A 22,082-nucleotide genomic window follows, 5' to 3' on the forward strand; every position below is an offset into this window, starting at 1 on the left:
CATCGCGCTTAGCTTTATTTCACCATAAAACTAGGCGCGACTATGGTATTTTTTATATTGTGTTTTTCGTGTCAAATGGTAAGAAAATACCATTGCACATTATAGAAAATCATTTTCAAATAAATGAAAGCGTTTTAGTTAATAATTTTATCGTAAAAAGACATTTTTTCATTCCCCACCATAGACACGAAAGTAATTGAAATCCTTAAATATTTAATCATTTCAAGAAATTAGATTACCGAAATTGGTATTATCTTGGACTACATTTTTACCGTCTGCATAGATATATTCGTGAAAGTTTTCAACACGGCCCATATATTTAGAGAGGTATTTATGAAAAAAACCAAAATTTGGCTCCCCGTTATCTTTTCCGCTTTATCCTTTGCATCTAATGCTGAAGACGCTGTTTTAGATCAGACTCAACTTAGTCAAGGTAGCGAAATTAACGTAAACACAACATGTAACAACTGGTCGTTGAATTGTTTATTGGATAAAATAGTTTCCAGTAGCTCAGCTTCGCTACTAGGCCCAGGCGTGAGTGGTGATCCATCATGATTTCCTGAACTGAATAACGCTTAAGCCAGGGTTACACCTGGCTTATCACAATGAGTAGATAGATTTACAGAATGTTGGATTTAGCAATTGCCTTTGTAATTAGTAATATTTGGACTATCGGATTTTTAATTGCAGCAGTGTATAACCAGAGCTTTCGCCCTGAACACAAACCTATTACTCACTTTGCACTATTTGCCGCAGTGATCTTTGCCTTAGCGCATTTAGCTTTCTCACAGTGGATCGCATTTTTACACGAACCAATTAAAATTCATTACCTGTACCTCGCTTTTTCAGCCCTTGTTCTAGCAGTTACCCCATTGATTTATAACAGAATCCGAGGATTCGTTTTCCACTGGCAATTAAAATTAGCCATGGGGTTATTGGTCTTTGATTTAATATTAACCTTCCTCGTTCACATTGATCGTAATGTTATTGCATTAAACACAGGAGTGGGGGTGAATTATGAAAGAGGCAGTGCATGGTGGCTGTGGGATGTAAGAACCATTTTAAGCCATCTCTTTAATACTATTATTTTTGTAAGCTTGTTTTTGCCTGTTGGTCTGTTCACTAAAAATAAGAGTACAGAGGAGGCTGATATTAATTTTAATGGTGAATACGCCAATATCGATAATGTCATCCCGATGCCACAAACTCCATCAAGCAACTTGGTTAAACTATCAATTGGTAATGGCTTTCGTACTTTATCGACAGAAGCTTATTTGAAGGAAGTTGATCAGGCATATAACCGAGTAGAAGCAATTCAAGATCTTATTCATGCGATGCCTGAAGGTGATAAGAAAATAACTGCTTCGCAATTTGTGTTTACTGCCTCTGAGTTAATTACCGAGCAAGACCACTCGAAAACAGATTATATCCAAAGCATTAACTTGTTATGTGATAAAGCTCGAGACTTAGCATTGTATTCTTACCCTCCCGGTGAAAAGCGGAATGTCGAACTGACAAGTCGCCTTGAACAACACATTTAATAAATAACAAGGTAACTATAAAATGCAATGAATGACGGTTTATGCGCTCGTAACGTCCCTCTCAAGCGCAAATTCTACTGCCTTTTCGACGTGCGATTCTACCGTGTCAAATAAAGGTAATGGGCTGTGTTCCTGTTTTACCAACAAACCAATTTCGGTACAGCCCAAAATGACGCCCTGTGCGCCTTTCTGAGACAAATTGTCGATGATATTTAGGTAGGCCCTTCTGGCATCGTCGGAGACCACGCCTTGACATAGCTCTTCATAAATTACTCGGTGAATAATGTCTCGCTCACTCTGACTAGGCGTCATCACATTTAAACCGAAATTTTCTTGTAAACGCACTCGGTAAAATGCCTCGGTCATAGTGAAAGCCGTTCCGAGCAGAGCGACATTATCAATATTTTGCTTTGCAATGCGTTCACCTACCGCATCAGCAATATGCAGCAGAGGAATATCAATAGCATTGGCGACCTGTTCAGCAACAATATGCATGGTATTGGTACCAATTAACAAAAAGTCAGCCCCAGCGTTTTCAATTTTTCGAGCAGCGTCAATGAGTAAATCAGCTGCGGCTCCCCAATTCTTAGCTTGTTGTAACACTTCTAACCTAGCAAAGTCGATGCTGTACAGCACCATTTCAGCGGAATGTAATCCGCCTAAACGCTGCTTAATGGCTTCGTTCAGTGCTCTGTAGTAAATTTGACTACTTTCCCAACTCATACCACCCAATAAACCAATGACTTTCATTCAACTATTCCTCGGCACAATAAAAAGGCTACTTATTTTTAACGGCTTGCCAAAGTGACTCCATTTCGTCCAAAGAGGCTTCCTTAGGTTGTTTATTTTGCTCCCGAAGTGCAGCTTCAACTTTTCGAAAACGCTGTTCAAACTTATGATTAGCCTTCCGCAACGCGGCATCAGCATCAACATCAAGGTAACGAGCAAGATTCACTACCGAAAAGAACAGATCACCGACTTCCTCTGTTAAATTATCTTTATCCACTTCTGGCTGCTCAAGCTCGGCCAATACTTCGCCAACTTCTTCGTTGATTTTATCGATAACCGGTGACAACTCTCCCCAATCAAAACCCACTTTAGCACAACGCTTTTGTAACTTATGAGCACGAATTAATGGCGTTAAACCTACGGGGATATTCGCTAAGACGCTAGTATCAATCTCGCCTTTATCTTCCTTTTCTTTTTCCTTGATCCGCTCCCAATTAAGCTTAACGGCTTCGGGTGAATCAACTTGAGTATCACCAAAAACGTGGGGGTGACGGCGGACCAATTTATCTGACAAGGTTTCAACAATATCAGAAAAATCAAACTGATTTTGCTCCTTTCCTAATTGCGCATAAAAAACAACCTGAAAAAGTAAGTCGCCGAGCTCCTCTTTTACATCGTCCATCGTGCCAAATTCAATCGCATCTGCAACTTCATAAGCTTCTTCAAGTGTGTGAGGAACGATACTTTGGAAAGTTTGCTGAATATCCCAAGGACATCCTGTTTCGGGGTGCCTGAGTTGAGCCATAATCTCAAGCAAGCGAGTTAACGGTTTGGAGGCATTTTGCATGATGAAAGGAATGATAAAATAGTAGGTTGAGCTTACTCGAGAATAAGCTCAACCTAATTTCATTGCAACGGCTGTTTAGCGATTAGCCCGGATGACATCAATGACGCTTGGGATATTTTGAATACGCTTCATTGTCCGCGCTAGACTGTTGAGATTCTTAACCTCAATCTTGAGCTTAATCTTCGCGGTTTGTTCATCCTTCAAAGACGCCGTTTCAACGCCAAGCAATCCCGCTTTTTCATTCGCTAACACGGTAGTAAGATCCCGCAGAATCCCATCACGATCCCAGCACATCACATCCAAAGCAACTTGGAACTTCTCCTGAAGATCTTGAACCCAACTCACTTCGATGGCTCTTTCTGGGTGCTGCTCAAGCAATTGAGCCAACTGCTCACACCCTTCTTTATGAACACTTACCCCTCGACCAATTGTGACATAGCCTTCAATTGGATCTCCGGGTAGTGGTTGGCAGCAACGCGCAATCTGGCTCATCAAGCGCCCCACACCTTCTACAATGATATGTTCCTTATTACCCGTAGATTTTGCCTTGCTTGGCTTAGGTACACGTGGATCGATTTGTGGCTCGGGGCGTTGTTGTTGCTGCAAATAGTTAATGACTTGCATAATACGCACATCGCCAGCGCCAATCGCCACGTAGAGATCATCTAAAGATGTCATATTGAACCGCTCAACACACTTATCTATTCCTTCGTGAGTCAAACGAGCTCGCTGGATCTCCACTTCCAGCATTTCTTTACCCGCTGCAAGGTTCTTTTCTCTATCTTGCTTTTTGAACCATGTTTGAATTTTAGCCCGTGCTCGAGAGGAGTGAATATAACCAGAAGACGGGTTCATCCAATCTCGGCTCGGATTCATATTCTTACTGGTTAATACTTCTACCTGATCGCCCGTCTGCAATTCGTAGGTTAACGGTACAATTCTCCCTGCAATCTTTGCCCCAGTGCATCGATGACCAACGTTACTATGGATATAGTAAGCAAAATCAAGTGGTGTGCTGCCTGTCGGTAAATCCAGTACATCACCTTTTGGCGTGTACACATATACGCGATCTTCAAAGACTTGGCTGCGAAGCTCTTCAACCATCTCACCATCGCCAGCCATATCTTCATGCCATTGCAGGATTTTCCGCAGCCAAGCAATTTTCTCTTCATATTTTTCGTCACTGCCGCTTTTTCCTTCTTTATATTTCCAGTGAGCGGCAACCCCAAGCTCGGCATCGTCATGCATTTGCTCGGTACGAATTTGAATTTCAATCGGCTTACCTTCAGGGCCAATAACGACCGTATGAATGGATTGGTAGCCATTGCTTTTCGGGGTGGCAATATAATCATCAAATTCCTTTGGAATATGCTTCCAAACGGAATGAACCAGCCCCAAACATGAGTAACAATCTTGAACGCGCTTCGCTACGACACGCACAGCTCGAATATCAAACAACTCGTTAAAATCTAAATTCTTCTTCTGCATTTTCCGCCAAATGCTAAAGAAGTGTTTTGGTCGACCTTGTACTTTGGCTTGAATATCGGCTTTATCTAACTGCTTCTGTAAATCAGAAACAAAGTTATTAATGTAGTTTTGTCTGTCTGAGCGCTTCTCAGCCAACATCGCATAAATATTTTTGTATGTATCGGGGTGCAGGTAGCGAAAGGCGAGATCTTCTAACTCCCACTTTAACTGACCAACGCCTAGGCGATTCGCCAATGGCGCATAAATATTAGCGCATTCGAGGGCGGCAATAACTTTAGATTCTTCACTGGCGTTTTTTAACTGTCGCAATCGACAAATACGTTCAGCTAATTTAATCAATACCGCACGAACATCTTTGACCATGGCAAGTAACATGCGTCGAATTTTATCGACCTGAGCCTCATCGGCGCGCACATGCTGAGTGACATACAAGCTACGTATGGCGTCCATTTCCCTGACGCCTTCAATGAGGTGACAAATCTCTTCACCAAATTGCTCTTTGATTTGATTCGAGTCTAACTCATGGATTTGACAATAAGGGAAGATCAACGCTGCTTGCAGGGTCCGGTCGTCCATTTGCAACTCGTGCAAAATTTCCACCATTTCTTGCCCAATTAACAAGCTTTCTGGTTGCTCTGATGTGGTTGCTAGCTTTTCTTTTGTGGTTTCAGGCAGATCAAGCTGCTCTAACCACTCAGCAAAGCCCGGGCGATCAGCTTGATGAACCTTACGTATAGAAACCATTGTTCTCGTTATTCTCTCGTTTTATTTTCAGTTACCCACGCTCGAGTAGTGCAATGACTTCCGTATGCGCAGTGTAGGGAAACATATCTAATAACGCGATTTTGCGCAGTTGGTATCCCACATACCGTTTGTTAGATGCTTTAAGTTGCATCAAAGTAGCAATATCTCTGCCGAAGGTTGCCGGATTACATGAAACATAGAGTATTTTCTCTGGTTTAAGTTCAGCAATTTGTGACATAAGCGCTTTTGCGCCGACTCTAGAAGGGTCAAGAATGACTTTATTGACCCCTAAACCCAACCATTTTTTTAACGCTTCAGGTTGATCTAAGTCCCGACAAAAGAAATCTACATGGGATATGCCATTTTGTTGTGCGTTCTGCGACGCCCTTTGCACCATTTCAGGTACACCTTCTAAACCAACAACCTGCTTTGCTATTTCAGCCACGGGTAAACTAAAGTTACCTAATCCACAATATAAATCCAACACTATGTCAGAAGTTTTTATATCCAACCACTCTATTGCGGTTGCTACCACCTTACGATTCACAACCGGATTTACTTGAATAAAATCAGTTACTTGTGCTTTAAGTGAAATAGAGTTAGTTAGCGAATAATCAATATTCGCAGACATACCCGCTAACATTTCAAAACGGCTATTTTGCAGTTCTAAAGCCACATCACAGCCCTGTTGTTGAGCAAAGGAGCTAATAATCTGTTTATCCTGTTGTGATAAGTCTTTGGTCATTCGAAAAACCACCAAAGGACGCGTATCAACGTATTCACTCCCCTCCTGTCTATCACCTTGCAGAAGCTCTATATGTCCAATCGCTCTCTTGTTATTCAATTCAAAACAAAGCGTTCGAATCGGTGCGATTAATGCTGCCAAATCAGGCTTTAAAACAGGGCATGAAGTGATATTAATCACCTCCGCTGTGCCTTTCCCTCGATAGCCAATGCGAGGGGATTGTTCTTGGCGGAAATCCACGGCTAAACGAGCTTTACGACGGTAAGCAACATCCGAGTCAAGAATTGGGCTTTGCCACGGTACATCTTGTTCAATGTCAACCGCACCCAATTTATTCAGGAGTTGCGTAATAGCTTCCTGCTTAAAGCCCAACATTGTTTGGTGATCAACATATTGTGTTTGGCAACCACCACACTGATTAAAGTGCGGGCAAATTGCTTCTTTACGATGTCGGCTGGCCTGTAATACTTGTTTCACCCGCCCTTTAAATACCTGTTTCTTTTGTTCAGTAATGTCTACCAAACACGTTTCTCCGGGCAAGGCTCCTGAAACAAAAACAATTGGTGAATGCTGTTTAGCAACGCCGAGCCCTTCGTGATCAAGAGAGTCAATCTCTAGACGCAATGCTTGATGTGAAGTCTTCCCTTTTTTATGGTGTGTTTTCTTGGGAGGACGAAATGCTTTAACCACGCGATATTCCTGCTTTTAGTATGTGATAAAAATGTTTGTCAACCTAAGCACGCGCTTCAAGCATTAATCGCTTCATATCGGAAACAGCTTTTTCCAAGCCTTCAAAAGCAGCACGGGCAATAATCGCGTGGCCAATGTTGAGTTCGACAACTTCGTACAACGCGGCAATGGGCTTAACATTATGATAGTTCAATCCGTGCCCTGCATTAACACGCAAACCAATATCATGTCCGTGAGATACGCCCTTCGTGATTTTTTCAAGCTCCAATTCGGCTTGTTTTTCATTCGTCGCATCAGCATAGTGACCTGTGTGAATTTCAATAAACTCAGCGCCACATGCCTTGGCTGCATCAATCTGTTTCAAATCAGTATCAATGAACAGTGACACGATAATATCAGCATCCATCAACTTTTCTGTTGCAGCTTTCACTTTTTCAAATCCACCGACAACATCCAACCCCCCTTCTGTTGTCAACTCCTCGCGTTTTTCTGGCACTAAACAGCAAAATGTTGGCTTGATTTCGCAAGCAATATCAATCATTTCATCCGTAACAGCCATTTCTAAATTCAAACGTGTATTGATAGTTTGAGCCAACAAACGTACATCTCTATCTTTGATATGACGACGATCTTCTCGTAGGTGGACCGTAATTCCATCGGCCCCAGCACGCTCAGCAATATCAGCGGCATGAACCGGATCGGGGTAATGCGTCCCTCGTGCATTTCTCAGCGTAGCAATGTGATCAATATTGACACCCAGAAGCATATCTTTCATGTTTTAAACCTTCACAGTTTTGTTATCTTTCCTGTGCTGCTGCACAGATGCGCAATTAATTTTCAACCTTAAACGTTACTTACGCGTATTTTGTGGTTTATTAAATAATTCTCGACTTTTCAATGGCTTATTACCTAATAAGACGCCAAGCGCTAGTCGATTCATGTATTTAGCCGTTTTTAACGAAGCTGGATGCCAGTTAAATTCACTCACATCCAATAGCAACTGACCGGGGATAGAAAGCGATTGACTATTTTCTACCAAGGTTACGCCTATCTCTGGATCAAACGTATAGCGACCCTCAGCAATGACTGGCTGGTCATTTTGCACGTCATATTGTAAATCAATCCCGTAACCAAATTCATTGAGAAGACTCAATTCAAACTCTCGAAGAATTGGCTCAATAGGTTTCTGCTCAGAAAACCAGTGTAACATTTGTTGATAATGCTCAAAGAGAGCAGGATAGGTTAACTCTGGAGGTAAGAGTCTGACCAAAAGCTCATTGGCATACAATGCAGAGTACAGATGATTATCGGTTAATGTTAGGGCCACACTTAGCGCTTCGACACTGGCTAAGTTTTTTAATTCATTATTACCAAATACACATACAGATAAAGGGATAAACGGCTGTAGCAGTGCAATTTTAGCATTTTTTTTAGCGCGAATACCTTTAGCAATAAAACTGAGTTTGCCAAACTCCTGGGATAGACATGTCACAATTGCGCTAGTGTCTCGGTATGGTCTGCTATGCAATACGTACACATTCGCTGTACGACTTTCGCCTCGATTGTAAGCCATGAACAGATTCCAATAGCGCTAGGAACGGCGCAAGCGCACCACTTTCATTACCTCAAATGGAATACCCGCCACTTCTTCTGTTATCGGATAGTAAGTCATATTCACGCGGGCACCTTGCAATGGTTTATAACGCTTTTTACGTTTGAACTTAAATGGTACCTCAATACCTTCAATCATCAAGCTATGTTGAATCCAATCCCCATCCTCTCGCTGTACATGGGATACCACTTTTAAGTTATCGGATTGAATTAGATCATGGTGTCTTGTTAGAAGCTTTTCAGTTTCAGTTGCCATTCCACTGCTCTTACAAACGCAAAGATATAACTAGGATAACACTTCTATCGCTTCAACCAACATTTGCAAAGAGACTTTCCCTCGAAAGCGATTAATATCGAGCTTATAGGCTACATGTAACCATGTTGACGACGCTGGGCAAGTTGCAGGATCGACATTAAACATAATCGCATCTATTAACTCATTGCTATTTTCCAGTTGCAGTACCAACTTCAAATGTTTTCCGGCCAGCACACGATGCTGGATTAACCGGAACTTGCCATCGAAAATAGGCTCGGGAAAGCCTTGTCCCCATGGTCCCGCCGTTTTCAGTTGTTGTGCAAAATCCAAAGACAAGCATTCAATGGGCAGGCTACCATCGCTGTATACTGCATCATGCAAATCTTCTGGCGATAATGCTTCTTCACAAAGCTGATTAAACAATGAGGTAAATGCTGTTAGCTGGTCTTGCTCGATGGCTAATCCTGCGGCTGCGGCATGCCCCCCAAACTTTAATATGACCCCCGGATAACGTGTGTTTAACTCTTCAAGCACATCGCGAATGTGCAATCCGGGAATCGAACGCGCCGAGCCTTTTAAGGTATTGTCATCCTGCTCAGCAAAAACAATTGTTGGTCGATAATATTTATCTTTCACTCTACCTGCGACAATACCAATAATGCCTTGATGCCAGTTTGCCTCGTAAAGCACAATTCCGTGAGGAATATCATGCAACGCAAAGGCATTCAATACGGCTTCTGCCTCCTTTTGCATACCAGACTCAATTTCTTTACGTTCACTATTGAGTGAATCTAACTTGCTAGCAAGTTGAATTGCTTCGTACGGATTATCAGTCAACAAGCATTGAATACCTAAGGACATATCATCTAAGCGTCCAGCCGCATTAAGCCTTGGGCCAAGCACAAATCCTAATGTAGAAGAATCAATGTCTGTCGCCTCCTTTTGGGCAACCTTCAGCAAAGCATTAATACCAGCAGCACATTTCCCCGCTTTTATTCGCTGCACCCCTTGATGCACTAAAATACGGTTATTGGTATCAAGGGGAACAACATCGGCAACCGTACCCAAGGCAACTAAATCGAGTAACGACCCTAAATTTGGTTCTGCTATAGATTGCTCCTGAAACCAGTGCTGCTGTTGCAGGTGTCGTCTAAGCGCCATCATCAAATAAAAGGCAACTCCCACACCTGCAAGATTCTTCGAAGGAAAAGCGCAATCTCTCTGGTTAGGGTTCACAATAGCATCAGCATTAGGCAGTGCCTCAGCGGGTAAATGATGATCGGTAATGATCACTTGTAAACCTAATGATTTCGCCAAACTCACCCCTTCCAAACAGGCAATGCCATTATCAACCGTTACAATGACTTCCGCGCCTTGCTGATGTGCCATGGTGACAATTTCAGGACTTAAACCATAGCCATACTCGAAGCGATTCGGTACAAGATAGTGATGGCTAACACATCCTAGCATCGTTAACGCTCGCACCATCACAGCAGTGCTTGTTGCGCCATCTGCATCAAAATCGCCGATGATCATGATCTTTTGTTTATTTTTGATAGCTTGCGTAAGGAGTTCGACGGCAAGCTCTACTTGCTTCAAGCCATCATAGTGCAGCAAATCTTTAGTCGAGTGCTTGATATCTTGCTCACTAAGTACGCCTCGACTGGCATAAATGCGCTGGATAATAGGGTGTAGATGTTGAGGAAGACCGCCGATTTCCACCGGCGGTCGATACTGAATTTTCAAAAGAGGGTCACTACTTTTTATATTTAATCAAGGAGACCGATTGGATTAAAGCGTTTTAAGTAATTGCTCTAATTGCTGCGGCGGTTGATAACCTGGCAACATACTACCATCGGCTAGCATGATAGCAGGCGTACCATTAACACCCACTTGCATGCCGAACATATATTGGTCGTGTACTTTGTTTGAACAAGACGCAGAATGTACTGAATCACCGGCCTTAGCAGCAGTCATTGCTTCTCGTTTGTTCTTTGAACACCACACAGACTGCATGTCACCGAATGCCTTACTATTCGGGCCGCCACGAGGGAATGCCAAGTAACGAACAGTAATACCTAAGTCATTATATTCTGCTATTTGATTATGCAAACGACGACAGTAACCACAGGTAATATCGGTAAAGACGGTAACTTCGTATTTCTCATCTTTCGCTTTGAATTCGATCATGTCGTTTTCAAATTTTTTCATACCACTAATACGGACAGATGCTAGCGCATCTTCAGTTTCATTGCGCATACCTTCATCTAAATTGAAGATACGACCATGAACAAAGTATTTTGCGTCTTCACTTACGTAGAACAAGCCACGCTCAGTCATGACTTGATAAAGACCTTGGATAGGAGAGCTTTTGATTTCACTAACCTGCATTTTCAGCAAGTTTTCAATTTTGGCTTTTGCCGCAGATTCTTTTTCACTTTCAGCGTGGGCTTGAAAAGAAAATGTCATCAGCAACAGGCACAACGACATAACATAAGAAATTGTACGCATAGGTAATCCCGATAGTTTATTTGGTGCCCCGGTCAGGGAGGTATCGATTCAGTAGACCTAGTTTCATGCATTATATTTCCGTGAATCAAGTAATTCCAAGCAAAAAACCTCGTGGTTAAGGTTGAGTTCAAACTTAAACACCATTATTTACCCCCTCGGATGATGCTCAGTTACCAACTGCTGTAGGCGCTCAGTGGCAATATGGGTGTATATTTGTGTTGTCGATAAATCACTATGACCAAGTAACATTTGCACGGCTCTTAAATCAGCGCCATGATTTAGCAAATGCGTTGCAAAGGCATGGCGTAACGTATGAGGAGACAATATTTCTGAGGCAATCCCTGCGATTTGCGCATAGATTTTTATACGATGCCAAAACGTTTGCCGCGTCATTTGAACCCCACGACTACTTGGAAAAACAATATCACTATTGCCCTTTAAAAGCTCTCGCCGTCCATGTTTAATGAAACGACTCACCCACTCCACAGCGACCTCCCCCATCGGCACTAAACGCTCTTTTCCGCCTTTGCCTATGATGCGAATAACCCCCTGCTGCAAACTCATATTATTAAGACTTAATCCCACCAATTCAGACACTCGCAAACCAGTTGCATACAACAATTCAAGCATGGCCTTATCCCTGAACTGCACCACATCTTCATCATTTGGTGCAGCTAACAAATCCAACACTTGTTGTTCACTTAACACTTTGGGCAGGGTTTGCGGTAATTTGGGGTTTTGAATTAATGCGACAGGGTCGTCTTCTCGGAGCTTTTCGTCCTGAAGCCAATGCATAAAGCTTCGTAAACTACTTAAAAAACGTGCGGTACTGCGTTCAGACAAACCTTGCTCGTATCGTTGCGCTAAATAGTGATTGATATGATTTGCCTCAATTTGGCTCAAATTAGAACAGGCCGTTTGCCCCTCCAAATATAAAGCCAACTTACTCAAATCGCTCCGATACGCACTCAATGTATGCTTGCTCAAGCCCTTTTCTAACCACAATGCATCAACAAACTGCTCAATAAGTTGCGTGTTTTCATCATTAATAATAATGGGTTTTAAGCGTTGGTCATTGGCCTTCATTGGCTTTGGTCTACTCTTTGTCGAAGCCGATTGGTATCAGCATATCTGAAAGCGATATGAAAGTGGAATCGGCCTGAGAATTAGCAACATACATTTCTCATGTTACAATCGCCGCAGTTTGTTCCACTCAGTCGTTTTTAACCTAAAAGTAGTCGATGCAACTTATGCCTGATAATCCCTCTCCAATTGGTTTATTTTATGGTTCCACCACCTGCTACACAGAAATGGCAGCCGAAAAAATTCAAGAAGCAATCAACACGAAATGTGGCTTTGAGCGCGTATCTTTGCACAATATAAAAGATACCAACCTTGCCAATACGGAAAACTACTCTGTCATCATTTTTGGTATTTCAACATGGGATTTTGGCGAGCTTCAGGAAGACTGGGAATCGCAGTGGGATGATGTTGCATCATTGAACCTTAAAGATAAAATCGTCGCTATTTTCGGTTTAGGGGATCAAGTCGGCTATCCAGACTGGTTTCAAGATGCTGTGGGCATGTTGCACGAACATATTCAACCTCAGGGCTGCCATAGCATTGGATATTGGCCTAACGAAGGTTACGAATTCACGCAATCAAAAGCGCTTACAGAAGATGGGGAATTTTTTGTTGGTCTCAGCTTGGATGATGAAAACCAATGGCAATCAAGCGAGGAGCGTATTGACAATTGGGTTGAACAAATTTTGCTGGAAATCCAAGAAATCGAAAAAGTCCTTTAAATAAAATAAGTAACATTCATGAACACACAACACGTATTAATTACTGGCGCTGGTCAACGACTTGGGTTGCATTGCGCGCAGACATTGCTTGAAAAAGGGCACCAAGTTACGATTACCTATCGCACAGAAAAAGTGGGCGTGGATCGCCTCCGCGATATGGGAGCGCGATGTATTCAAGCGGACTTTGCTAGCGACGACGGTATCTCTCGCTGCATCGATGAAATAAAAGCAAAAGCTAACGGTATTACAGCAATCGTTCACAATGCTTCCACATGGTCTTCTGATACACCTGAGCAACGTGGCAGCATTTTTGACAACATGATGCAGGTTCATGCCAAAGCGCCCTACCTCATTAACTACGCTTTAGAAGAAGCCTTCAGAGATTCACTAAAGAGCATTACTCATATTAGTGACTTTGTATCTCAAGTAGGTAGCACTAAACACACCGCTTATGCAGCCTCAAAAGCGGCACTCGACAATTTAACACTTTCATTTGCGCGCAAATGGGCACCGGCCATTCGAGTCAATAGCATCTCCCCCTCAATGATTATTTTTAACGAACACGATGATGCTGCCTATCGCCAAAAAGCACTGGCTAAATCCCTTGTTGGCATTGAACCAGGTGAGTCGGTAGTAACGAATACGTTGTTATATTTACTGGAAAACGCTTACGTGACAGGTCAAATTATTTCACTAAATGGTGGTAGAAATTTGAACCTCCCGTAAACGCCGTTGTCTTAGTAGAGAGGACGACGTTGGTCAAACACCATAACAAAGCCGTTAGCTGGGGGACAGGGTCTACTGACTCAGTAGGGCCAGTTTGTTCAATTGCCTATTTTACAACTCCCCTTTATTCAATAAACCGATTAGTTTCTTTAAATTACTGCGAAATAAAAACAATTACTTAACAATTAATCTAATTAGGTGATGCACTTTTAAACAAATCATCGACTTTATTTACTAGACTTTAGTCGCAAAATATCGCGTTATTAGGTAAAAACTTTTTAATTAAAATGTATTTAAGGGTTAAATATTTCCATAAACTTTAGAAGTATTCCCCTTGTTAACCAACTGAATGAAATAAATTTTTTATTCAAAAAGTTGATTCAGTCCCACATTTTCTTTTAACAAGAATCGAAAAATTAATACTATTTTCTAATAATAAAATAGGTTTAATTAATTTGATGAGTTGCTATATTAATAATCAAACAGGTTGTGAAACGATTTCCAAATGAGTTCAGTTAAGATGGTTTAACGGAGCTTGAAATATCGCAGGGAGCTAAAGCGGTTTTTTTTAAATTTAGGAGGCTGTTTATGCGCGAAATCCAATTGCCAGATGCCATGTCAAATTTGATTAAGAATCTTCAAATCGTTCAGATTGAATGGCGAGATGTTCCTATTCAAATTCCGAAGTTCGCAGTTTATGCAGTCATTGATAACCCTGTTATCGAAAGCTACGTTTATCGTGAAAACCGCAGAGTAGGCTTATTAAAGCAGAAACACTACTCTATTCCTGTCATAGATCCTTTCAGAGGCAGTTTACTAGAGGCGCCAAAACATGTTGTTGTGGTCAGCCATACTAAAGGAAATCGTTTTGGTTTATTTGGGTATCCGGCAGATACAATCGAGCACAATATTTCATTACCCTTTTACCATCGCTCGGTTAATCGCATCGTTAAAGACTTCGTGTAGTGCTAAGCCGCTTTTCGCCAGCCTGTTACTGAGCTGGCGTTTTTTATGCGTTAACGCTTAATCCGCACCTAATAATGACGCTCCCATATCTTTTTAAAATGCAAGATAAAAAGCTTGGCAAAGCCGCTTGAAAGCCTCGCTGTAATCTCCATCATCCTGATGAATCGTCAGGCGCTCACATTTTACGATTAACCCCTCCCTCTTTTTTTGAATACACCAGCACTGACGCTTAATCGCTTTTATACTGGTTGTTTGAATATCGAGTCGTTGCGTTATCGTTAAGCCATACTGACAGACAACCTGTTCCAATTCTGTTTGAGACTGAACAGGCAATACGCAATAAAAACGCCCCGTTTCACACAGCAACTGACTCACGCTTTCGATTAACAGCCGCAGTGTTAAATGGTTCGATTGACGCGCACGCTTACGTGAATCGGGCATAGACAGCACATTATTATCGCGCTCGTTAGGTTGGTGTGCAGCGTAGTAAGGGGGATTACTAACAATTAAATCAAAGGCATGGGGCCTATTGTGTGATCTTTTTGTTCCCTCGACGATCAACTCTGAAGTTTGAGCAACAAAGTGTTGTAAATCTACATGCTGTGCTTTTATTTTGTTGCTCCACGGCGATTGAGAAAAGTTGTGCCGCGCTTGCCAAAAAGCCAAATCATCCGGCTCAATCGCCACAATTTCAGCATGCGTTAACGATGCTGTTTTTTGCGCCAGCATCAATGCTAACAAACCACTCCCTGTACCGATGTCTAAACAATTGCGCGCTCCCGCTGTATCCAGCCAACTGCCCAAAATAATGCTGTCTGTACCCACTTTCATCGCACATTGATCGTGTTGTACATAAAAAGCTTTAAACTGAAATCCTGACGACGCCACGCTTTCCTACTTTTTATTCAAAGTGTTAACAATTAATGCCCGCCACCAGCCATCATAAATGATGGATTCACAGCGAGTCTGTGTTAATTTCAATTAGTCACTGATGGTTGTGAGAACACCACGCTATAGACAAAGTGAACTCACGCTTCGCTGTAGTGTCTATAGCAAAGTCGTGATTCAGAAAGAAACAGTAACAATGAAGAAACTTCAATAATGCTGTAATACTTCTTAGAATAGATCCCATCTCACAGAGGATACACTTTAATATACATCCTCTCCCAGTCTCCACTAACGGAAGTTGCAATGATTAACAAAAAAATTGCTCTCTCTTTCTTGGCAAGCCTGACAATGGCTTCTCAAGGTTTTACTGAAGAGCTTACGATTGAACGCATTTTTTCATCGCCCGCACTTGAAGGCACAGCCCCAAAACAACTAAAAATTTCTCCCGATGGTCAACGCGTCACATTTACCCAAGGCAAAAAAGACGATTACGAACGCTACGATTTGTGGGAATACCATATCCCCACGAAAAAAGTGCAACTCCTGTTTGACGCCGACGATTTGCACACAGGTAACGAAGTATTATCCGATGAAGAAAAAGCGCGCCGTGAACGTTTACGTGAATACGGTAGCGGCATTATGTTTTATGAGTGGTCTGATGATGGCAAGGCGCTACTTTTCCCCTTAGCAGGCGATGCTTACTTCTATAAAATTGGCGACGAAAAAGCCAAACGCCTACTCAACACACCTGAATTCGAAACCGATGTGCGTTTATCACCAAAAAGCAATTTCATTAGCTACATTCGTGAGCAAAATCTGTATGTAATGGAAATTGCCACCGGCAAAGAAACACAAATCACTCACGATGGTGGTGACAACATTAAAAACGGCATGGCGGAATTTGTAGCTCAAGAAGAAATGGATCGCATGACAGGATATTGGTGGTCTCCCGATGAAAGCAAAATTGCTTTCACTCGCGTGGATATGTCCCCCGTAAATGTCATTACTCGTAGCGAAATTTATGCCGACAGCATCAAGATGATTCAACAACGTTACCCAAGCGCAGGCACTCCAAACGTTGAAATCAAACTGGCTATTCATACGCTAGATGGCGCAAAAACCGATTGGGTTGATTTAGGCAAGAATAAAGACATTTACCTCGCCCGAGGCAATTGGATGCAAAACAGCCAGCACTTTACTTACCAAATACAAAGCCGCAACCAGCAAGACTTACAACTGATTTCTGTGGATACCCAAAGCGGAAAACAGCACACTTTATTACAAGAACTCAGCGATACGTGGGTGAACCTTCACGATGATTTACATTTCCTAAAGTCATCGGAACAATTCGTTTGGTTATCTGAAAAAGATGGTTTTAAGCATATTTATTTACATAACAACGATGGCACGCCAGTTCGTCAATTGACCAGCGGAGACTGGGTTGTGGACGAAATTGCGGCCATTGATGAAAAACAACAAATCATCTATTTCACAGGCCGCTACGATACGCCCATTGAAAAGCACTTGTACAAAGTTAAGTTTGATGGGACTGGACTTGCTCGCGTAAGCCAACGTAGTGGATTTCATGAGATCAACTTCAGCAAAGATGCAAGCGTCTATGTTGACGACTTTTCTACCGTCAACACCCCGCCCCAAGTGAGTTTACATGACAACCAAGGCGAACATTTATTCTGGCTTAAAGAAAATGCCGTCGACGAAAAACACCCACTGCATCCGTATCAAGATAAATGGGTTTATCCTGAATTTGGTAAGTTCAAAACACAAGATGGCGTGACCTTGCATTATCGCATGTGGAAGCCCACAGAAATTAAAGGTAAACACCCCGTCATTGTTTTTGTATACGGCGGCCCACACGCGCAAATAGTCACCAACTCTTGGTACAAACAACGCGGCTTGTTAATGCAGCATTGGGTTAACAAAGGCTATATTGTTTTCACCGTGGATAACCGTGGCTCAAATTTCCGAGGCAAAGCTTTTGAAGAACCCATTTATAAGCGCATGGGTGAAATTGAAGTACAAGACCAAGTGGCCGGTGTGAAATTCTTACATACTTTGCCCTATGTTGATAAGCAACGTATTGGCATTTACGGTCATAGCTATGGTGGCTACATGGCGCTGATGAGCATGTTCAAAGCAGGAGACTACTTTCAAGCTGGTGTAGCGGGCGCGCCTGTGACTGACTGGCGTTTATACGATACCCATTACACCGAACGCTACATGGGAGACCCTCGCATTGATGGTGAAGCATACGAAAATGCCTCAGTATTTCCTTACGCAAAAAACTTAAAAGGTAAACTGCTGATTTATCACGGTATGGCAGACGACAACGTACTATTTAAAAACAGCACTAAGCTGTATAAGCATTTACAAGACTTGGGGATGCCATTCGAAGTAATGGATTATCCGGGTAAAAAGCACAGTATTCGTGGGAAACAAACCGGCATTCACCTTTATCACACGATCACTAACTTTTTCGATCGTAACCTAATGCCTCCACAATAAAGCAAACTGCATAATAGGAAAGAAGTACCATGCAAACATTCAGTATCCAAGAAATTGTACAGGCGAGTAGGCGCGTAAAGCCCTTTATTCATCACACCCCTATTGTCAGTTCTAGCTTACTTAATCAGTGGCTAGGCCATGATATTTTCTTCAAAGCTGAATGTTTGCAGAAAATTGGCGCATTCAAAATGCGCGGTGCAACTAACTTTATTGCACGATCCATTGAAGAAGGGCGCCGACCGAAACGCATTGTTGCCAATAGCTCAGGTAATCATGCACAGGCGGTTGCCCTAGCTGCTTCGTTATTTGACATCCCAGCCACTATATTTACCACGGAGTCGGTATCGCCAGTGAAAGCCGCGGCAACCGAATACTACGGAGCGGAATTACGTAAATTCCCCACTCGTCCAGAAGCGGATCAAGCGGCACAAGAAGCACAAACCGAGGCTGGAACAGTGTGGATTCCACCCTTTAACCATTACGATGTGATGGCAGGACAAGGCACCGCAGCTTATGAAGCGTTAACCGAACTTGGTGAGGTGGATGCCGTATTTGCTCCTTGTGGTGGTGGCGGATTGGTCTCAGGTACCTTAGTGGCCTCTAGAGCGTTGTCACCTCAAGCACAAGTTGTTGGCTGTGAACCTGTTGCAGCCAATGATGCAGCGCGTTCTCGTCGTAGCGGCAAAATTGAATCTTTGGATGGACCACCAGCTACCATTGCCGATGGTGTCGCCACGCCTTCTTTAGGCGACTTAACCTTCCCACTGGTTCAACAGTTAGATGACTTTATCGAAGTTGAGGAGGCGCACATTATTTATTGGGCGCAGTGGTTACAACACCTGCTAAAACTCCACGTTGAGCCAACAAGTGCCATGTGTATGCAAGGTGTTGTGCAGTGGTTGAAGCAACAAGAAAGTAGCAGTAGAAAACGTATTTTGGTGATCCTTTCTGGTGGTAATATCGCTGAAAAAACCAGCCGTCAAATTTGGCAGGACGATCACCTTTCGCAACTACCGTCCCTCTAACAATCGTCGCTCCGCTCGTTCTACACGGCGGGGCTTTCCAGACACCACCAAAATATCATTTGCTTGCAAGACTGTATCACCCGCTGGCTCTGCTATTTCAGTATTATCTCTGCGCAAACCTCCAACCGTAATCCGCATATTTTCCAGCCCCATATCTTCAATGGTTTTGCCAATAGCATATGCATCTCTAGGCAACGGAATAGCGTGTATGAATACCAACTTTTCAACTCGATTGGATGCCATATCTGTACTTTCACCGGGGAAAAAACCATGCAAATGACGATAATGACTCTTTCGCTCTTTTCGTACCCGTTTCAGAATACGCGACATAGGTACACCAGATAAATGCAACACCTGAGACACCAGCATCAAGCTTCCTTCTAAAATTTCCGGCACAACTTGCGTCGCCCCAGCCTGATATAAGGACGCTAAGTTTTCATCTTTGCGTGTGCGAACCACAATGGGCAAATCAGCCTTTATCGCTTTTACGCTTTCAATAACATTAAGTGCGGCATTAGGTTGATCAAATGTCAAAATCGCCAGTTTTGCTCGCTCTAAACCCAAAGTACGTAAAATATCCTTACTACGTACGTCACCAAAATACACAGACTCTCCCGCCAAGCGACTCTCGTTGACTCTTACAGGATCAATATCCACCGCTACATAAGCTATTCCTTCCGCTTTGAGTAAACGACTAACTGACTGCCCTACTCGACCAAAACCAAAAATCAAAATATGATCTTGGAACTCTTGTTCCGAGGTAAGCTCTGACGGCGTATCGACACTTCGAACAGGGGATAACTTCAAAGCGAGTTTGCCGCTGTTTTCTATCAACCAAGGCGTGATTGCCATGCTCAAAATTCCAATACTGATCAACAAAGAAGATTGTTGATTACTAATAATGTGATTTTGAACGGCAAGTGCGGCAATAATGAAGCTAAACTCCCCCATCTGCGAGAGCTTAATTCCGGCTGCCCATGAATCTTTTACAGGTGCGTTGAATAACCATGCAGACAATCGCATCATCAACACTTTGCAGCAAACTAAGACCACTAAACCAGAAAGTATCCAGTACCAGCTATCAGGTAATACCGACAAATCTAGTTTCATTCCGATGGTGATGAAAAATAACCCCATTAGAATATCGCGAAACGGGCGAATATCAGCCTCTAATTGATGACGATACTGACTTTCACCCAACATCATGCCAGCCAGAAATGCGCCAAGCGCCATCGATAACCCAAAAGAATACGTGAGACCGGCTGCGATTAGCGCAACCAATATGGTGGTTAAGACAAAAAGCTCATCAGTACGCGTTCTCGCCACTTCATTAAAAATGCGGGGCAACAGCCATTTCCCCGTTGAAAGCAAAATGACAAAGACTAGCGCACCTTTTGCCACCGCCGCCGCAATGGCTACGATGAAGTTGGCATCATTACCATCGGCTAATAAAGGAATAACGATTAGCAAAGGCACAACGGCTAGATCTTGGAACAACAGCACACTCACCGCCATTTGCGCTCGAGAGGTATTTAGAATGCCAAGTTCAGAAGACTGTTTGATAACAATGGCCGTGGAAGACAAAGCCAACATGCTTCCAATAACCAGTGCAGGGACAGCTTCTAACCCTAGCAACATGGCTAACGCCATAAACAGCAATGTTGTTGTTAGCATTTGCCCAAACCCCACACCAAATACGAGGTGTCGCATAGAAATCATACGGGGAAGCGAGAATTCTAAACCTAGAGAGAAAAGTAGGAACACGATCCCTAGCTCAGCCATGAAATGCATCTCATCAGGATTTTGATACACCCCGACAAGACTCGGCCCAATGACAATACCGCAACACAGGTAAGCGAGGATAGGCGGCAAATGAACGCGCTTAAATAGCCAAACAAAAGCCACAGAGACCGTCATCAAAATAAGAATATCAACAAATCCGCCCGGCATTACATCCTTCTTTCGAGTTGGTCTGAAGATAACTGGCACACTACTTGCCAGAGTAGTAACAATTAAAGCAAATTTGTCCCAAAAGTCATATTTTTGGCAGGAGTGTAAACTTGGAAAATTTGACACCTTTCTATGACGGTAACGCAGGTTCTGGCTTTTTCAGTTTAAGCCAACATGAATCCCCGTTTTCTGACAAAGAATTACATCGCTTGCTGGAAAAGTTTTCGTCCTGCTTGGATATTCAGCAACTTATACAGCAGTATTTCAGCGAGTTACATGCCAGAGTGCCCGTCAATCACTTAAGCATCGACACCCCCGTTGGACAGTATCACGTTGGTACAGCCGATGCCAATAGAACAGAAAAGTCCATGACGACAGAATTGGGCGAAGATAATCATGTTCAAGTGCGTCACTACTATTGCAACACGCTAAGCATCAAAGCACAACAAATCATAAGAGAATTCAATAGGTTAGTTAGAATTCCGTTGAAAAACGCTATTGCTTTTGCACAGTTGCAACAAAGCGCTTTAAAAGATCCACTTACAGGCTTAGGTAATCGTAATATGTACGATGAAACCTTATCCAAACAAATGCGCCAAGCCCAACGTACTAACGAGAGCTTAACCTTGCTTGTATTGGACCTCGACAATTTTAAGCCCGTAAACGACTTCTATGGTCATATTGAGGGTGATAAAGTCCTGATTGCGTTTGCTCAAACACTATCATCCTCACTTAGGTTGTCGGATTATGCCTTTCGATTTGGTGGTGATGAATTTTGTTGCCTATTACAAGGCAGTGAAGATGACACCAACCAAACGGTGATTCGCCGGCTCATGAATAATATCGAAAACAATCCCATCCTGAACCAATACCATGTCACATGCAGTATCGGCAGTGCTTTGTTAGGGAAAAACGATACGCCAGAAACCTTTTTTATGCGCGCAGATACCGCGTTATATCAAGCTAAGAAACAGGGAAAAGATTGCGTTGTTAACGCTTAGCCAGCAAAACGGCAAGCGTTAGCCTCGCGGCGATTC

The 22,082-nt window shown here is 42.7% G+C and carries 20 protein-coding genes; 8 read left to right on the forward strand and 12 right to left on the reverse strand.

Annotation, left to right across the window (positions count from 1 at the left end):
* Positions 1-333 precede the first annotated feature (333 nt).
* Both HJG39_RS02485 and HJG39_RS02490 read left to right on the forward strand, forming a co-directional pair.
* Positions 334-555, forward strand: a complete 222-nt coding sequence (locus tag HJG39_RS02485) for a hypothetical protein (RefSeq protein ID WP_268406424.1) — start codon at positions 334-336, stop codon at positions 553-555.
* A 74-nt stretch (positions 556-629) separates the two neighbouring features.
* Positions 630-1,541 carry a hypothetical protein gene (locus tag HJG39_RS02490; protein ID WP_268406426.1) on the forward strand — a complete coding sequence of 304 codons (912 nt, stop codon included), beginning with the start codon at positions 630-632 and terminating at the stop codon, positions 1,539-1,541.
* Between the two features lie 39 nt (positions 1,542-1,580).
* Here the strand turns inward: HJG39_RS02490 and HJG39_RS02495 are convergent, their stop codons facing one another.
* The 10 genes from HJG39_RS02495 to xerD form a co-directional block, all read right to left on the reverse strand.
* A complete protein-coding gene (locus HJG39_RS02495) occupies positions 1,581-2,291 on the reverse strand; it encodes an aspartate/glutamate racemase family protein (protein ID WP_268406428.1) in 711 nt (236 codons plus the stop codon).
* A gap of 28 nt (positions 2,292-2,319) precedes the next feature.
* Entirely contained in the window at positions 2,320-3,117 is a 798-nt protein-coding gene (gene mazG / locus HJG39_RS02500) for a nucleoside triphosphate pyrophosphohydrolase (RefSeq protein ID WP_268406430.1), read from the reverse strand.
* Positions 3,118-3,192: 75 nt separating this feature from the next.
* Entirely contained in the window at positions 3,193-5,349 is a 2,157-nt protein-coding gene (relA, locus tag HJG39_RS02505; protein WP_268406432.1) for a GTP diphosphokinase, read from the reverse strand.
* 31 nt (positions 5,350-5,380) lie between these two features.
* Positions 5,381-6,784: a 23S rRNA (uracil(1939)-C(5))-methyltransferase RlmD gene (rlmD, locus tag HJG39_RS02510; RefSeq protein WP_268406434.1), complete on the reverse strand. Its 1,404-nt coding sequence runs from the start codon at positions 6,782-6,784 to the stop codon at positions 5,381-5,383.
* 43 nt (positions 6,785-6,827) lie between these two features.
* A complete protein-coding gene (gene pdxJ, locus HJG39_RS02515; RefSeq protein WP_268406437.1) occupies positions 6,828-7,559 on the reverse strand; it encodes a pyridoxine 5'-phosphate synthase in 732 nt (243 codons plus the stop codon).
* Positions 7,560-7,634: 75 nt separating this feature from the next.
* Positions 7,635-8,357, reverse strand: coding sequence for a DNA repair protein RecO (gene recO / locus HJG39_RS02520; protein WP_268406439.1), 723 nt, complete (start codon positions 8,355-8,357; stop codon positions 7,635-7,637).
* An 18-nt stretch (positions 8,358-8,375) separates the two neighbouring features.
* Positions 8,376-8,651, reverse strand: a complete 276-nt coding sequence (locus HJG39_RS02525; protein ID WP_268406442.1) for a hypothetical protein — start codon at positions 8,649-8,651, stop codon at positions 8,376-8,378.
* Positions 8,652-8,681: 30 nt separating this feature from the next.
* Positions 8,682-10,397, reverse strand: a complete 1,716-nt coding sequence (gene recJ, locus HJG39_RS02530) for a single-stranded-DNA-specific exonuclease RecJ (RefSeq protein WP_268406444.1) — start codon at positions 10,395-10,397, stop codon at positions 8,682-8,684.
* A gap of 45 nt (positions 10,398-10,442) precedes the next feature.
* On the reverse strand, positions 10,443-11,162 hold the full coding sequence (dsbC, locus tag HJG39_RS02535) for a bifunctional protein-disulfide isomerase/oxidoreductase DsbC (RefSeq protein ID WP_268406446.1): 720 nt from the start codon (positions 11,160-11,162) through the stop codon (positions 10,443-10,445).
* 147 nt (positions 11,163-11,309) lie between these two features.
* Complete coding sequence (xerD, locus tag HJG39_RS02540) at positions 11,310-12,248, reverse strand: site-specific tyrosine recombinase XerD (protein ID WP_268406447.1); 939 nt, start codon at positions 12,246-12,248, stop codon at positions 11,310-11,312.
* Positions 12,249-12,412: 164 nt separating this feature from the next.
* Between xerD and fldB the strand changes: the two genes are divergently transcribed.
* From fldB to HJG39_RS02555, 3 genes are all read left to right on the forward strand, one after another.
* Positions 12,413-12,967, forward strand: coding sequence for a flavodoxin FldB (gene fldB / locus HJG39_RS02545; protein ID WP_268406451.1), 555 nt, complete (start codon positions 12,413-12,415; stop codon positions 12,965-12,967).
* Between the two features lie 18 nt (positions 12,968-12,985).
* A complete protein-coding gene (folM, locus tag HJG39_RS02550; protein ID WP_268406453.1) occupies positions 12,986-13,693 on the forward strand; it encodes a dihydromonapterin reductase in 708 nt (235 codons plus the stop codon).
* Between the two features lie 588 nt (positions 13,694-14,281).
* Positions 14,282-14,659: a hypothetical protein gene (locus HJG39_RS02555; RefSeq protein ID WP_268406456.1), complete on the forward strand. Its 378-nt coding sequence runs from the start codon at positions 14,282-14,284 to the stop codon at positions 14,657-14,659.
* 93 nt (positions 14,660-14,752) lie between these two features.
* Here HJG39_RS02555 and HJG39_RS02560 read toward each other — a convergent pair whose 3' ends face one another.
* The gene (locus HJG39_RS02560; RefSeq protein WP_268406458.1) at positions 14,753-15,547 is read right to left on the reverse strand and encodes a tRNA1(Val) (adenine(37)-N6)-methyltransferase; all 795 of its coding nucleotides are present in this window, start codon (positions 15,545-15,547) and stop codon (positions 14,753-14,755) included.
* 303 nt (positions 15,548-15,850) lie between these two features.
* On the opposite strand from HJG39_RS02560, the gene HJG39_RS02565 reads away from it, so the two are divergent.
* Positions 15,851-18,070 carry a S9 family peptidase gene (locus tag HJG39_RS02565; protein WP_442780990.1) on the forward strand — a complete coding sequence of 740 codons (2,220 nt, stop codon included), beginning with the start codon at positions 15,851-15,853 and terminating at the stop codon, positions 18,068-18,070.
* 29 nt (positions 18,071-18,099) lie between these two features.
* Positions 18,100-19,095 carry a serine/threonine dehydratase gene (locus HJG39_RS02570; protein ID WP_268406459.1) on the forward strand — a complete coding sequence of 332 codons (996 nt, stop codon included), beginning with the start codon at positions 18,100-18,102 and terminating at the stop codon, positions 19,093-19,095.
* Here HJG39_RS02570 and HJG39_RS02575 read toward each other — a convergent pair.
* The gene (locus HJG39_RS02575) at positions 19,081-21,045 is read right to left on the reverse strand and encodes a monovalent cation:proton antiporter family protein (protein WP_268407073.1); all 1,965 of its coding nucleotides are present in this window, start codon (positions 21,043-21,045) and stop codon (positions 19,081-19,083) included. The two genes, HJG39_RS02570 and HJG39_RS02575, sit on opposite strands and share 15 nt — an antisense overlap.
* A 110-nt stretch (positions 21,046-21,155) precedes the next feature.
* Between HJG39_RS02575 and HJG39_RS02580 the strand changes: the two genes are divergently transcribed.
* Positions 21,156-22,046 (forward strand): GGDEF domain-containing protein, encoded by an 891-nt coding sequence (locus tag HJG39_RS02580; protein WP_268406463.1) that lies wholly within the window; start codon positions 21,156-21,158, stop codon positions 22,044-22,046.
* Positions 22,047-22,082 lie beyond the last annotated feature (36 nt).

Origin of the sequence: Alteromonas sp. a30, from assembly GCF_026788005.1 — a bacterium.
GTDB lineage: Bacteria > Pseudomonadota > Gammaproteobacteria > Enterobacterales > Alteromonadaceae > Paraneptunicella.